This window comes from Limimaricola hongkongensis DSM 17492, from assembly GCF_000600975.2.
Taxonomy (GTDB): Bacteria; Pseudomonadota; Alphaproteobacteria; order Rhodobacterales; family Rhodobacteraceae; genus Limimaricola; species Limimaricola hongkongensis.
In genome coordinates this window covers 331,765-344,549 of record NZ_KK088653.1, presented here as the reverse complement: position 1 = coordinate 344,549, position 12,785 = coordinate 331,765, and the positions used below count along the sequence as shown (strand labels likewise).

Here is a 12,785-nt window from a genome sequence, read left to right as displayed (position 1 = left end):
GCGGTCCCTGAAGGGTGACAGGACCGTCCTGCCTCTCAGGCGCCTTCGGAATCGCCGATCCAGTCCCATGGCCGGGTAAAGGCGTTCAGCGCACGGGCGACATCGGTCTCGGTCGCGGTGCCGGTGCGACGGATCTTGGCGACCAGTCCGCGGCGGCTGTCCTCGACCACCTCGGCCACCTCGGCCCCCACCCCCGCCGTCGCCAGCGCCTCGTCATAGATGCGCGCGATCGCCAGCTTGCGCAGCGCCGGCTTGAAGATCTTGCCCACCGCCGTCTTCGGCAGCTCGGGCAGGATCTCGAGATGGCGCGGCCGCGCCGCGCGCTCGGGCACGTGGTCGCGCGCGAAGTCGAGCAGCGCCTCGCGGGTCGTCTCGGCCCCCTCGACCAGCTCGACATAGACGCAAGGCACCTCGCCCGCATGGGCATCGGGCTGACCGATGGCGCCGGCAAAGGCGATGGCGGGATGCGCGGCCAGCGCCTCCTCGATTTCGGCGGGGTCGATGTTGTGGCCGCCGCGGATGATCAGGTCCTTGGCCCGCCCGGTGATCCAGACATAGCCATCCGCGTCGATCCGGCCCAGATCGCCGGTGCGCAGGAACTGCCGTTCATCCTCGGGGCCGGGCCAGTAGAGCCCGTCATTCTTGGCCGTGTCGGTATAGGTCTGCCCGCGCGACACGCCGGGGCTCGACACGCAGATCTCGCCCACCGTGTCGGGGGCGCAATCCTCGCCGGTGTCGGGGTGGATGATCCGCACCTGCGTATAGGGAAACGGCACGCCGACCGAGCCCACCTTCTTCTCGCCCTCGGGCGGGTTGATCGACACCAGGCAGGTCGCCTCGGTCAGGCCGTAGCCTTCGCAGATGGTGACGCCCGCCGCCTCCTCGAAGCGCTTGTACAGCTCCACGGGCAGCGGCGCCGAGCCCGAGAAGGCAAGGCTGAGAGACGAGATGTCGGCATTGACCGGGCGCTGCATCAGCGCCGAGATCGCGGTCGGCACCGTGATCATGAAGGTGACGTTCCAGCGCTCCACCAGCTTCCAGAAATTGTCGAACACCCCGTCGCCGCGATAGCCGGCGGGCGTCGGCAGAATCACATGCGCGCCCGACGCCAGGGACGAGCCCATGATGACGATGGCGGCAAAGACGTGGAACATCGGCAGCGGGCAGATGATGTTGTCGCGGTCCGTGAACATCAGCCGCGCGCCGAGCCAGCCATTGTAGACGATGCCCGAATAGCGGTGCTGCGCCACCTTGGGCATGCCGGTGGTGCCGCCGGTGTGAAATTGCGCTGCGACGCGGTCGCCGGGGCTGTCGGCAAAGGCCAGCGTGGTCGGGCGCTTGGCGATCTCGCGGTTGAAATCGAGCACGCGGGCCTTGTGGCGAACCTCGACCTTGGGCCGGATCAGCGGCACGATCAGCCTTTTGACGCCGGTGAGGTAGCGGTGCAGGTCGACCTCGAGCACCGTTTCGACATTGGGGGCGAGCGCCACCGCCTCGGCAGCCTTCTGCGCCACGTCGGTCTTGGGAAACGCCTTGAGCGTGATCAGCACCTTGGCGCCGGTCTGGCGCAGGATCGCGCCGATCTGGCCCGCATCCAGCAGCGGGTTGATCGGGTTGACCACGCCTGCGATCTGGCCGCCGAGATAGCTCAGGATCACCTCGGAGCAGTTCGGCAGCAAAAACGCCACCACGTCGGTTTCGCCCACGCCCAGCTCGCGCAGCAGGTTCGCGGTCTGCGCCGATTTCGCGTGCAGCTCGCTCCAGCTGAGCGTTTCGGCGGGGGCCTTGGGATCGGACAAGAGCTGAAAGCTCAGCGCGGCGCGCTCTGGAAAGGCCTTCGCCGTGCGCTCCAGCAGGCCATGGGTCGTCTGGGGCTGGCCCTGCGCCTCCCAATTGCCCTCGGCCTCGATCGCCGCGCGATCGACCATGCCCGCAAAGCCCATTCCCGTTCCTCCCCTGTCGGTTTCGATCTTCCGCCGCCAAGCGGCTCCATCCCTGACACGAGCATCGGGCCTGACCTTCGCGTCACGCAAGCATGACGCCGCGAAAGCTCCGCCCGGCGCAAGGATTTTCCCGGCCGGCGCGGCTACTCCGCCGCCTGAACCATCCCGTCGGTGAATTGCAGCCGCGCCAGCCGGGCATAAAGCCCGTCCTCGGCCACGAGATCGTCATGGCTGCCCTGCGCCACGATCCGCCCGCCATCGAAGACGAGAATGCGGTCGGCCTTCTTCACCGTGGCCAGCCGGTGCGCCACGATCAGCGTCGTGCGCCCCCTCGCCAGCCGGTCGACCGCGCGCTGCACCAGCCGCTCGCTCTCGGCGTCGAGCGCGCTCGTCGCCTCGTCCAGAAGCAGCACCGGCGCATCGCGCAAAATCGCGCGGGCGATGGCGATGCGCTGTTTCTGACCGCCAGACAGCATCACGCCGCGCTCGCCAACCTGGCTGTCATAGCCTTGCGGCAGCGCCATCAGGAAGTCATGCGCCGCCGCGGCGCGCGCCGCGGCCTCGACCTCCGCGTCGCTGGCGTCGGGCCGCCCGAAGCGGATGTTCTCGCGCGCCGTGTCGGCGAAGATCACCGGGTCCTGCGGCACCAGCGCCATCTGGCGGCGGAAATCGGGCCGCGCCATGTCGCGCAGATCGATCCCGTCGAGCAGGACGCGCCCCGTCGCCGGATCCCAAAAGCGCAGCAGAAGCTGGATCATCGTCGTCTTGCCCGCCCCCGAAGGGCCGACCAGCGCCACCGTCTCGCCGGGGCGGATGGTGACGCCGACATGATCGAGCGCGGAGACGTCGGGCCGCGACGGGTAGGAAAAGGAGACGTCCTCGAACGTGATCTCGCCGCGCGCCTGTGGCGCGAGACGCGGCGCGCCGGGTTCGCGCAGGCTGTCTTCGGCGTTCAGAAGCTCGACCAGCCGCTCGGTGGCGCCGGCCGCGCGCTGCAGCTCGCCCCAGATCTCGGTCAGCGCGCCCACGGCACCCGCCACCATCACCGCGTAGATGACGAACTGCACCAGCGCACCGACCGTCATCGCGCCCGCATTGACGTCGCGCGCGCCGATCCACAGCACCCCGACGATGCCCGCGAAGATGAGGAAGATGACGATCGCCGTCATCACCGCCCGCGTGCCGATCCGCTGGCGCGCGGCGGCAAAGCTCTTCTCGGTGACCTCGTCGAACCGCGCGCGGCTGCGCGCCTCGTGGCTGTAGGCCTGCACCGTCTGCACCGACAACAGCGTCTCGGACGCATTGCCAGACGAGGCCGCGATCCAGTCCTGGTTCTGGCGCGACAGCACCCGCAGACGCCGGCCCAGCACCACGATCGGCACGATGATCGCGGGCACGATCAACAGCACCAGACCGGTCAGCTTGGCCGATGTCAGCAACAGCAGCACGAGGCCGCCCACGAGAATCAGCAAATTGCGCAGCGCCACGGAAGCCGATGAACCGATGACGCTCAGGATCAGGGTGGTGTCGGTGGTGATCCGGCTCAGCACCTCGCCGGTCATGATCCGCTCGTAGAAGGCCGGGCTCATCGCCACCATGCGCGCGAAGACGGCCTTGCGGATATCCGTGACCACCCGCTCGCCGAGCCGGGTGACGAGATAGTAACGCGCCGCCGTGCCCAGCGCCAAGAGCGCCGCGATCGCCAGTGCCGCGACGAAATACCGATCGAGCAGCGCGCCCGCATCGACCTCGAAATTGTCGACCACCCGGCGCACCGCGAGCGGCAGCACGAGGCTCACGCAGGCGGTCAGCACCAGCGCCGCGACGGCCAGCGTCATGATGCCCTTGTACGGCACGAGGAACGGCCAGAGCGCGCGCAGCGCCCCGATATCGCGCGACCCCGCGCGCTCCTCGTCACTGGTCTTGGGGGATCGGGCCATCGCGCGCCTCGCTTGGATCGTTGCCAAGGCTGTCTAGACCCCGCATCCCGGCACCACAAGCAACGCGGTCACGCCGCCTTGTCGCATGTCGCCCCCGCAATGGGCCGGGCGCATGCGTATTTGGGGAATGGTGAAGGGGATCAGGCCGGAACGGCGGCCGGGGCGGCGGCACGGCGGCGCAGCGCCATGACCGGCGGCAGGATCAGCAGCAAGAGCGCCGCAACGGCGCCGAAGGCCGCGCGCAATCCGAAGACCTCTGACAGCCCCCCCATCAGCACCGGCGCCACGAGAAAGGCGCAAAAGGCGATGACCGCGACCCGGGCGATCGCCTGCGACCGCTGGTGCGGCGCGACCATCCGGCCCGCCAGCGCCAGCCCCATGGGACCGATCACCGAAATGCCGAGCCCGGTGATCGCGAAACCCAGATAGGCCACCATCGGCACCGGCGCCATCGCCGCGATCGCCGTCCCCAACGCCGACACCATCGCCGCCATGCGGATCACCGCCGTCTCGCTGAACCGCTCGGAGATCGCCTGACCGCCGAAACGGCCCAGCGTCATCGTCACTCCCAGCAGCGCCGGGCCCAGCGCGCCCTGCGCCGCCCCGCCGCCCAGCGTCCGTTCGATATGCAGCGCCGACCAGCTTTCGACCGTGGCCTCGCTCAGAAAGGCGATCATCACCACCACGCCGCACAGCACCACCGGCCAGAGCGGCAACCGCCGGGCCGCCGTGGTCTCGTCCGGCGCCTCGACCGGGGCCGGGGCGCGCGACAGGAGCGGTATCAACATCGATGTCAGCACGCCCATCGCGCCGAACACCATCACCATCGGCAGCCCCGCCTCGCGGGTTATGCCAGAGGCCAGCGCGGCGAGGCCGTAGGCCAGCGAGAACAGCCCGTGATTGGCATTCATCAAGGAGCGGCCCGACTGCGCCTCGATCTGGCTGACCCGCGCGTTCATCACCACGTCGCAGATCCCCGACGCCATGCCGACCCCGACCATGCCGATCGCGAAGGCGATGGGCGCCGTTGCCAGCGCCGGCGCGATCCAGGCCAGCGCCAGAAGCCCCGCCGCCACCGGCAGCGCCGCCCGGCCAAGCGCGCGGTCCAGGCGCGGCGCCAGCCACATCGTGGTCAGAAGCCCGAGCGAGGAGCCCAGAAGCAGCGTGCCGAACAGCGCGTCATCGACGCCGAGCCGGGCGCGGAACACCGGCACATGCGCCGCGAAGACACCCCAGTAGAGCCCCATCACGACGAAGGCGGCTCCCGGCGCGCGGGTCAGGGCGATGGCGGAACGAATGGACATGGACCAAGGGCGTGACACGCCCCGCGCGCACAGTCCAGAGACACGGCCCGCAGGCGTGCCGCCGATGCGCCATTTTCTGCCCATGCGGCCTTTCCAAACGGGGGATTCGGCGCTAAGGGCACAGGTTCTGAATCGGGCCATACACCCTTGGAGGATGGCCCATCACCTGAAAGGACTTACCAATGGCCAAAGAGATTCCGGATCTCGTCGCCACGGCACGCACGGGGACAGGCAAGGGGGCCGCTCGTCAGGCACGTCGCGAGAACCTCGTTCCGGGCATCGTGTATGGCGGCGGCGCCGATCCGCTCCCCATCAACCTGCCCTACAACGCGCTGATCAAGAAGCTGAAGGCGGGCCGTTTCCTGTCGACGCTGTTCAACCTCAAGGTCGAAGGCCAGGACGACGTCCGCGTCATCGCCCGCTCGGTGCAGCGCGACGTGGTCAAGGACCTGCCGACCCATGTGGACCTGCTGCGCCTGCGCCGCACCACGCGGATCAGCCTGTTCATCCATGTCGAGTTCGAGAACCACAAGGAAGCGCCCGGCATCAAGAAGGGCGGCGTGCTCACCGTGGTGCGCCCCGAGGTCGAGCTGAACGTGCTCGCCGGCGAGATCCCCGAGCAGATCGTCGTCGACCTGACCGGCAAGGAAATCGGCGACGTGATCCACATCAACGACGTCGAGCTGCCCAAGGGCGCCAAGCCGACCATCGACCGCAACTTCGTGATCGCCAACATCTCGGCGCCCTCGAAGCTGGCCGCCGCCGCCGAGGAGGCCGATGAGGCCGCCGCCGACGAGGTCGAGGCGACCGAGCAGAACGACGGCTGATCGCCATTGCGACCGGACGGTGAAACGGGGCCCTTCGGGGCCCCGTTTTGCGTTTGCGCCACTGGCCCCCACCGGGGCCGCGCGCTAGGCTGCGCGTCATGAAACTCTTCGTCGGACTTGGAAACCCGGGCGGCAAATACGCCCAGAACCGTCACAATATCGGCTTCATGGCCGTGGACCGGATCGCTGCCGATCACGGGTTCTCGCCATGGCGCGCGAAGTTTCAGGGCGAGGTCGCCGAAGGCCGGCTCGGCACCGAAAAGGTGCTGCTCCTGAAACCGGCCACCTTCATGAACCTGTCGGGCCAGTCGGTCGGCGAGGCCGCGCGCTTTCACAAGATCGACAGCACCGACATCACCGTCTTTCACGACGAGATCGATCTCGCGCCGGGCCGGATCAAGACCAAGGCCGGCGGCGGGCATGCGGGCCATAACGGGCTGCGCTCGATCCACCAGCATCTGGGACCGCATTACGACCGGGTGCGCATGGGCGTGGGCCATCCGGGCCACAAGGACGCGGTGCCGGGCTATGTGCTCAAGGATTTTCCGAAGGCCGACGAGGCCTGGCTCGACGACATGCTGCGCGGCGTGTCCGACGGCGCGGCGGCGCTGGCGGCGGGCGATGCGGCGCGCTTTCTCAATGCCGTGGCGCTCCGGCTGACCCCGCCCCGCTCGGGCGGCGGCAGCAAGGGCGGCGATGGCGCCACGGCCCGGCCCGCCCCCGCACCGGCGAAACCCGCGCCCGCCGCTTCCGAACCGGCGCCCACCGACGACCGCTCGCCCCTGCAAAAGCTCGCGGACCGCTTCAGGTGAACCGGATGCGCGCGGCGCTGGCCGACCAGTCACGGCATTGCGCGGCGCTGGGCTCGCCCTTCATGGCGCGGCTGATGGCGATCATGGCCGCGCACTGGCCGCTCAGAGGCGCCGTGGCGCGCCGTCTCGACGAATGGCCCGGCGATATCGGACCGCGCGGCGCGGCCCTGCCACTGCGTTTCGCGGGCGGGTTGCACGCGCTGGTGCTGCAGGAACGGGATGCGGATCTCGCCGCCGCCTACCCGCCCCGCACGGTCTCCGATACCGACCTGCTCGGCGCGGTCCAAGCAGCGGTTTCGCGGCACGAGACGTTCCTGCTCGACTGGATCCAAAGCCCGCCGCAGACAAACGAGGTGCGGCGCGCCGCGGCGCTCATCGCCGGGGCGCATCTGGTCGTGCAGCGGTTCGGCCTGCCGATCCGCCTGTCGGAACTGGGCGCGAGCGGCGGGCTGAACCTCGGCTTCGACAATTTCGCCCTGCAGGCCTGCGGGCACAGTTACGGCCCGGCCGACAGCGGCGTTCCGCTGCGCCCGGACTGGGAGGGGGCCTGCCCGCCCGCAGCCGACATCACCGTCGCGGAGCGGCGTGGCGTCGATCTGGCACCGCTCGACCCCGCGCGGGCCGAAGATGCGCTGCGCCTCACCGCCTATCTCTGGCCCGATCAGCCAGACCGCATCGCGCGCACCCGCGCCGCGATGGCGCTGCGCGCGCCGGGCATCGTCGACCGGGGCGATGCGATCGACTGGCTCGAAGCCCGCCTTGCCACGCCCCTGCCCGGCCATCTGCACCTTCTGTTCCATTCGATCGCCTGGCAGTATTTTCCGCCCGAAAGCCAGTCGCGCGGCCGCGCCCTGATCGAAGCCGCCGGGGCGCGCGCAAGCGAGGACGCGCCGCTCGCATGGCTGTCGATGGAGGCCGATTCCGGCACGCCCGGCGCACGGATCGGGTTGCGACTCTGGCCCGGGGATCTTGACCTCACGCTTGGCCGGATCGATTTTCACGGCCGCTGGCTGCGCTGGACCGGCCCCGACCGCCTGACCTGACCGGCAGACCGAGCGCTGCGCGACAACCGACGGAGAACGGCATGGAGATGGATGACAAACGCAACGTTCTGGGCGGCGATCTCGCGTCCTGCTCGACCGAACCGCTGACCGGGTTCTTTCGCGACGGGCATTGCAACACCTGCGCCGAGGATGCGGGCAGCCATACCGTCTGCGCGGTGATGACGGCGGAGTTTCTCGCCTATTCGAAATATGTCGGCAACGATCTGAGCACGCCGCGCCCGGAATTCGGCTTTGCCGGGCTGAAACCGGGGGATCGCTGGTGCCTGTGCGCGGGCCGGTTCCTGCAGGCGCATGACGAAGGCTGCGCGCCGCGGGTGCATCTGGATGCGACGCATGCCCGCGCGCTCGACATCGTTCCGCTCGAGGTTCTCGAAGCGCATGCGCATCGCTGACACGAAACGGCCCCGGGCGGTGCGAAACCGACCGGGGCCGAAAACGGGTCATGCAAGGATCGCTTACTGGCCGTCATCCTCGTCGCCAGCGCCACCGGTGTCCTCACCTTCCTCGAGGAAGCCCTCGGTATCGAGGTCGTTGGGCTGGATCGGGTCTTCGTTGTCGTCACGGTAATCGGGATCGTCATCATCATCCGATTCCGCCCGTGCCTCGGGATCGGCCACCGCGGGCGACGTCGCCTCGGCGGTCTGCACCATCAGCCCCTCGGGCACCGTGAACATCGCCGTCACCGGTGCGCCATTGGCCAGAACCGGCGTATCGACATCGGTCATGCCGGGCCCGAAATCATAGATGCCGTTGCCGTTGCTCTCGGTGTGCAGCATCGCGACCAGCTCGGTCCCAGCCGGCAGCGCCTCGGGGATCGTCACGGTGACATCGGTGTTCTCGCCCGCCATGACCATCGCGTGGCCGATCGATTCGGGCACGACCGGCGCGCCGTCAGCCACTTCATGCAGCACGATATAGCCGTTCTGGCGGGTTGCGATGCGCGGGAAGGTCACGGTGGTCTGGCCCTCCGCCACGGCCATGCGCATCGCGGTGTCATCGGCGTCGATCATCATCTCGTCCTGCGCCATGGCGCCACCGGCCATGAGAGCGGTCAGGGCGGCAGCAGTGGTAAAGCTCTTCAGCATGTCAGTCTCCGATATGAGTTCGGGAGGGCAACACGCGGACATCATTCAGGTTCGTTACACTTCAACACATGGACGTGTGAGCGTCGTTATCGGCCCGCCCCCGACCCGCAGACGCGAAAAGGGCCGGCCGGACATCTGTCCGACCGGCCCTTCGCCATGATCAGGAAAGGGTCTTACTGACCCTTACTGGCCGTCATCCTCGTCGCCTTCGCCCATCGTGTCTTCACCTTCCTCGAGGAAGCCCTCGGTCTCGGTGTCGTTGGGCTGGATCGGATCCTCGTCCTCGTCGCGGTAATCCGGGTCGTCGCTGTCATCGGATTCGGCGCGGTCCTCGGGGTCCAGCGTCTCGTCCATGTCCGATGCGCCCATGTCGGTCGCCACGCGGATTTCCTGAACGCTCAACATGCCGTCGCCATCCGCATCATCCGCCATCAGGATCGCGGCGCCGTCTTCACCGAAGGCCGCGACCAGCTCTTCGTTGGAGAGCATCATGTCGCTGTCGGTGTCGACCTCGGCAAAGGGAATGCTCTGGGCCACGGCGGTCGAGGCACCGAGAACGAAGGCGGTGGTGGCGAGGGTCGCGGTCATTTTGTTCAGCATGTCGTGTCCTCTCGAATTGTGAGTTCGCCATCCAACGTGCCGCCTGACAACTCTGTTCAGGGGCAAGCGATCACATAAACGTGAGGACAAGACGATCAGGTCGTGATGTCGACGCCGAGATGCCTGGCCACGGTGAAGATGTCCTTGTCGCCGCGCCCGCACATGTTCATCACCAGCAGGTGATCCGCGGGCAGCTCGGGCGCGATCTTCATCACATGCGCCAGGGCGTGGGACGGCTCCAGCGCCGGGATGATGCCTTCGAGCGCGCAGGACAGTTTGAACGCCTCAAGCGCCTCCATGTCGGTGATCGAGACGTATTTCGCGCGGCCGATCTCGTGCAGCCAGGCGTGCTCGGGGCCGATGCCGGGATAATCGAGACCCGCCGAGATCGAATGGCCTTCGAGGATCTGCCCGTCATCGTCCTGCAGCAGGTAGGTCTTGTTGCCGTGCAGCACGCCGGGACGCCCCCCGATCAGCGAGGCGCAATGCTCCATCTTGTCGGAGACGCCCTTGCCGCCCGCCTCGACGCCGATGATGTTCACGTCGCGGTCGTCGAGGAACGGAAAGAACAGCCCCATCGCGTTGGAGCCACCGCCGATGGCGGCGATCAGCGTGTCGGGCAGACGGCCCTCGGCGTCGTGCATCTGGTCGCGCACCTCCTTGCCGATGATCGACTGAAAGTCGCGGACCATCGCCGGGTAGGGATGCGGGCCGGCCACGGTGCCGATGCAATAGAAGGTATCGCGCACATTGGTGACCCAGTCGCGCAGCGCATCGTTCATCGCGTCCTTGAGCGTGCCGCGACCGGAGGTCACCGGCACAACCTCGGCGCCCAGAAGCCGCATGCGGAACACGTTGGGCGCCTGACGCTCCACGTCATGCGCGCCCATGTAGACCACGCATTTCAGGCCGAACTTGGCGCAGACGGTCGCGGTGGCAACGCCGTGCTGCCCGGCACCGGTCTCGGCGATGATGCGGGTCTTGCCCATGCGGCGGGCGAGGATGATCTGCCCCAGCACGTTGTTGATCTTGTGCGCGCCGGTGTGGTTCAGCTCGTCGCGCTTGAGATAGATCTTCGCGCCGCCCAGGTGCTCGGTCAGCCTTTCGGCGAAGTAGAGCGGGCTCGGACGGCCGACGTAATGGGTCCACAGATCGTTCATCTCGGCCCAGAAGCTGTCGTCGGTCTTGGCCTTGTCGTATTCGGCCTCGAGCGACAGGATCAGCGGCATCAGCGTCTCGGAGACGAAGCGCCCGCCGAATTCGCCGAACCGGCCACCCTCGTCGGGTCCGGCCATGAAGCTGTTGATGAGATCGTCCGCCATGTGCTGGGCCTCCTCGCGTTCGGCTCCCGGACTACCCCTGCCCCGCGCGGGGGTAAAGGGCCAAGGCGTCAGCCCCGGTCGTCGCGCCGGTCGCGCCAGCGGCGCAGCATGCCGTCGCTCCAGCGGCGGCCGCGGATCAGGGTGGAGTTGACGCCCGGACGCAGCATCGGCAGGTCCACCGCGAGCAGCGCGACCCCGATCGGCAGCATCCACAGCCCGAATACCGGCAGGATCGCGGCAAAACCGCCCAGGATCAGCAAAAGCCCGGCCGGAATCCGCAGCCAGCGCGCCCGGTCGGCCATCAGCCGTTCGGTCAGGCCGTGCAGCTTCGGCGAGCTCCCCGTCATGGCCCGCATCTGCCGGCGCAGCCGGGCCTTCTCGCGTTCGTGATCGACGGGTCTGCTCATGGATCGCATGTAGGGGAGCCGGGGGCCGGGCGCAATCGCGCGCGGATCAGCCATGCGCCGCCGTCAGGAAAGCGCCGATGCGGACCGCGTCCTTGATCCCCGGCGCGCTCTCGACGCCGGAGGAAACGTCCACCTGCCGGGCGCCGGTGCGGGCCACGGCTTCGGCGAGGTTTTCCGGCGTGAGCCCGCCCGCAAGCATCCACGGCACGCTCCAGCGCCGCCCCGCGATCAGCCGCCAGTCGAAAGCCAGCCCGTTGCCGCCCGGCAGCGCCGCGCCCGCGGGGGGCTTGGCATCGACGAGGATCTGGTCGGCCACCGCGGCATAGGCGTCGAGCATGGGCAGGTCGGCCTCGGAGGCCACGCCCACCGCCTTCATCACCGGCAGCCCATGGCGCGCGCGGATCTCGGCCACGCGCGCGGGCGTCTCGCGCCCGTGCAGCTGCAGCATGTCGAGCGGCACCCGCGCCACGATCTCGTCGAGCGTGGTGTCGTCCGCATCGACCACCAGCGCCACCTTGGCGATGCCGGGCGGCACCTCGACGGCAAGCGCGGCGGCCGTCTCGACGCTCACCGCGCGCGGCGATTTCGCGAAGAACACGAAACCCACGTAACGCGCGCCCGCCGCCACGGCGGCATCGAGCCCCGCCCTGTCGGACAGGCCGCAGATCTTCACCGAAACCGGCATCAGCTGCGCGCGGGCGTGGCCGGACGATCAACGAGCGCGAGCACGTCGTCCTGTCCTTCATGCTTTTCGTGGCGCAGCCGGTCGACCTCGCGCTCCAGCCGGTTCACCTCGCGGGCGCGCTTGCGCGCCACGGAGCGGTGCCGGTATTCGCGCAGCCATTCCCAGACGAAGCCGATCAGCAGCCCCAGCGCCACGCCGATCAGCACCACGGCATAAAGCGGCATGGTGATGTCCGGCGTGATGCCGAACAACCCGCTCAGCCCCTCCGGCAACAGCCGCAGCGTGACCATGCCGCGATTGGCAAGGCCGAGAATGACGAGACAGATGGCGACGATGCCCCAAAAGGCGATGCGGAGTGCTCTCATGTCGGTGTTTTATTTCCCGTTTAGCCGGTCGCGCAAGAGCTTGCCGGTCTTGAAGAAGGGGACGTGCTTTTCCTCGACCTCGACCGCCTCTCCGGTGCGGGGGTTGCGGCCAAGGCGCTGGTCGCGCTTCTTGACCGAAAAGGCCCCGAAGCCGCGCAGCTCGACCCGGTTGCCATCGGCCATGGCCTGGGTGATCCGGTCGAAGATCGTGTTCACGATCTTCTCGACATCGCGTTGATAGAGATGCGGGTTCTCATCCGCGATCTTCTGGATCAGTTCGGATCGAATCATGAGCGGACCTCCCTGCCCGTCGCGCACCGCCGGTGCGGCGCGTCACGGGGCTGTGACATCAAGACTATAGGCGCTCCGCGGGTTCCAATAAATAGTGCAGACAAATCAACGGCGCAGTTTTGGGGAAACGTTCACGAAAA

Annotated in this window: 14 protein-coding genes; 4 read left to right on the top strand and 10 right to left on the bottom strand. The window is 68.3% G+C overall.

The annotated features are described in order from the left end of the window. Window positions 1-35: 35 nt before the first annotated feature. The 3 genes from LOKHON_RS12135 to LOKHON_RS12125 all read right to left on the bottom strand — a co-directional run bounded on the left by LOKHON_RS12135 (window position 36) and on the right by LOKHON_RS12125 (window position 5,187). Window positions 36-1,943 (bottom strand): acyl-CoA synthetase, encoded by a 1,908-nt coding sequence (locus LOKHON_RS12135; protein ID WP_017929716.1) that lies wholly within the window; start codon window positions 1,941-1,943, stop codon window positions 36-38. Window positions 1,944-2,086: 143 nt separating this feature from the next. Next, complete coding sequence (locus LOKHON_RS12130; protein WP_017929715.1) at window positions 2,087-3,883, bottom strand: ABC transporter transmembrane domain-containing protein; 1,797 nt, start codon at window positions 3,881-3,883, stop codon at window positions 2,087-2,089. Window positions 3,884-4,023: 140 nt separating this feature from the next. Continuing rightward, a complete protein-coding gene (locus LOKHON_RS12125; RefSeq protein WP_033315686.1) occupies window positions 4,024-5,187 on the bottom strand; it encodes an MFS transporter in 1,164 nt (387 codons plus the stop codon). A 182-nt stretch (window positions 5,188-5,369) separates the two neighbouring features. Between LOKHON_RS12125 and LOKHON_RS12120 the strand changes: the two genes are divergently transcribed. The 4 genes from LOKHON_RS12120 (at window position 5,370) to LOKHON_RS12105 (ending at window position 8,282) form a co-directional block, all read left to right on the top strand. After that, window positions 5,370-6,014: a 50S ribosomal protein L25/general stress protein Ctc gene (locus tag LOKHON_RS12120; RefSeq protein WP_017929713.1), complete on the top strand. Its 645-nt coding sequence runs from the start codon at window positions 5,370-5,372 to the stop codon at window positions 6,012-6,014. Between the two features lie 98 nt (window positions 6,015-6,112). Further along, complete coding sequence (gene pth / locus LOKHON_RS12115; RefSeq protein ID WP_017929712.1) at window positions 6,113-6,826, top strand: aminoacyl-tRNA hydrolase; 714 nt, start codon at window positions 6,113-6,115, stop codon at window positions 6,824-6,826. Further along, window positions 6,823-7,869: a DUF2332 domain-containing protein gene (locus LOKHON_RS12110; protein ID WP_017929711.1), complete on the top strand. Its 1,047-nt coding sequence runs from the start codon at window positions 6,823-6,825 to the stop codon at window positions 7,867-7,869. The genes pth and LOKHON_RS12110 overlap by 4 nt, the downstream gene beginning before the upstream one ends. Window positions 7,870-7,910: 41 nt before the next feature. Continuing rightward, the gene (locus tag LOKHON_RS12105; protein WP_017929710.1) at window positions 7,911-8,282 is read left to right on the top strand and encodes a DUF2237 family protein; all 372 of its coding nucleotides are present in this window, start codon (window positions 7,911-7,913) and stop codon (window positions 8,280-8,282) included. A 63-nt stretch (window positions 8,283-8,345) separates the two neighbouring features. Here LOKHON_RS12105 and LOKHON_RS12100 read toward each other — a convergent pair whose 3' ends face one another. The 7 genes from LOKHON_RS12100 to ihfB all read right to left on the bottom strand — a co-directional run bounded on the left by LOKHON_RS12100 (window position 8,346) and on the right by ihfB (window position 12,645). After that, window positions 8,346-8,975 carry a DUF7282 domain-containing protein gene (locus LOKHON_RS12100; protein WP_162561800.1) on the bottom strand — a complete coding sequence of 210 codons (630 nt, stop codon included), beginning with the start codon at window positions 8,973-8,975 and terminating at the stop codon, window positions 8,346-8,348. 183 nt (window positions 8,976-9,158) lie between these two features. Next, window positions 9,159-9,575, bottom strand: a complete 417-nt coding sequence (locus LOKHON_RS12095; RefSeq protein ID WP_017929708.1) for a hypothetical protein — start codon at window positions 9,573-9,575, stop codon at window positions 9,159-9,161. A 95-nt stretch (window positions 9,576-9,670) separates the two neighbouring features. Then, window positions 9,671-10,897 carry a tryptophan synthase subunit beta gene (gene trpB / locus LOKHON_RS12090; RefSeq protein ID WP_017929707.1) on the bottom strand — a complete coding sequence of 409 codons (1,227 nt, stop codon included), beginning with the start codon at window positions 10,895-10,897 and terminating at the stop codon, window positions 9,671-9,673. A 68-nt stretch (window positions 10,898-10,965) separates the two neighbouring features. Continuing rightward, window positions 10,966-11,304, bottom strand: coding sequence for a hypothetical protein (locus tag LOKHON_RS12085; RefSeq protein ID WP_017929706.1), 339 nt, complete (start codon window positions 11,302-11,304; stop codon window positions 10,966-10,968). A 46-nt stretch (window positions 11,305-11,350) separates the two neighbouring features. Further along, entirely contained in the window at window positions 11,351-11,989 is a 639-nt protein-coding gene (locus LOKHON_RS12080) for a phosphoribosylanthranilate isomerase (RefSeq protein ID WP_017929705.1), read from the bottom strand. Next, the gene (locus LOKHON_RS12075) at window positions 11,989-12,354 is read right to left on the bottom strand and encodes a lipopolysaccharide assembly protein LapA domain-containing protein (protein WP_017929704.1); all 366 of its coding nucleotides are present in this window, start codon (window positions 12,352-12,354) and stop codon (window positions 11,989-11,991) included. The genes LOKHON_RS12080 and LOKHON_RS12075 overlap by 1 nt, the downstream gene beginning before the upstream one ends. A 9-nt stretch (window positions 12,355-12,363) precedes the next feature. Further along, the gene (gene ihfB / locus LOKHON_RS12070) at window positions 12,364-12,645 is read right to left on the bottom strand and encodes an integration host factor subunit beta (RefSeq protein WP_026147620.1); all 282 of its coding nucleotides are present in this window, start codon (window positions 12,643-12,645) and stop codon (window positions 12,364-12,366) included. Window positions 12,646-12,785: the final 140 nt, after the last annotated feature.

Coding starts and splice junctions, on each gene's coding strand:
- LOKHON_RS12135 (WP_017929716.1), bottom strand. CDS start 1,943: ATGGGCTTTGCGGGCATGGTCGATCGCGCGGCGATCGAGGCCGAGGGC.
- LOKHON_RS12130 (WP_017929715.1), bottom strand. CDS start 3,883: ATGGCCCGATCCCCCAAGACCAGTGACGAGGAGCGCGCGGGGTCGCGC.
- LOKHON_RS12125 (WP_033315686.1), bottom strand. CDS start 5,187: ATGTCCATTCGTTCCGCCATCGCCCTGACCCGCGCGCCGGGAGCCGCC.
- LOKHON_RS12120 (WP_017929713.1), top strand. CDS start 5,370: ATGGCCAAAGAGATTCCGGATCTCGTCGCCACGGCACGCACGGGGACA.
- pth (WP_017929712.1), top strand. CDS start 6,113: ATGAAACTCTTCGTCGGACTTGGAAACCCGGGCGGCAAATACGCCCAG.
- LOKHON_RS12105 (WP_017929710.1), top strand. CDS start 7,911: ATGGAGATGGATGACAAACGCAACGTTCTGGGCGGCGATCTCGCGTCC.
- LOKHON_RS12100 (WP_162561800.1), bottom strand. CDS start 8,975: ATGCTGAAGAGCTTTACCACTGCTGCCGCCCTGACCGCTCTCATGGCC.
- LOKHON_RS12095 (WP_017929708.1), bottom strand. CDS start 9,575: ATGCTGAACAAAATGACCGCGACCCTCGCCACCACCGCCTTCGTTCTC.
- trpB (WP_017929707.1), bottom strand. CDS start 10,897: ATGGCGGACGATCTCATCAACAGCTTCATGGCCGGACCCGACGAGGGT.
- LOKHON_RS12085 (WP_017929706.1), bottom strand. CDS start 11,304: ATGAGCAGACCCGTCGATCACGAACGCGAGAAGGCCCGGCTGCGCCGG.
- LOKHON_RS12080 (WP_017929705.1), bottom strand. CDS start 11,989: ATGCCGGTTTCGGTGAAGATCTGCGGCCTGTCCGACAGGGCGGGGCTC.
- LOKHON_RS12075 (WP_017929704.1), bottom strand. CDS start 12,354: ATGAGAGCACTCCGCATCGCCTTTTGGGGCATCGTCGCCATCTGTCTC.
- ihfB (WP_026147620.1), bottom strand. CDS start 12,645: ATGATTCGATCCGAACTGATCCAGAAGATCGCGGATGAGAACCCGCAT.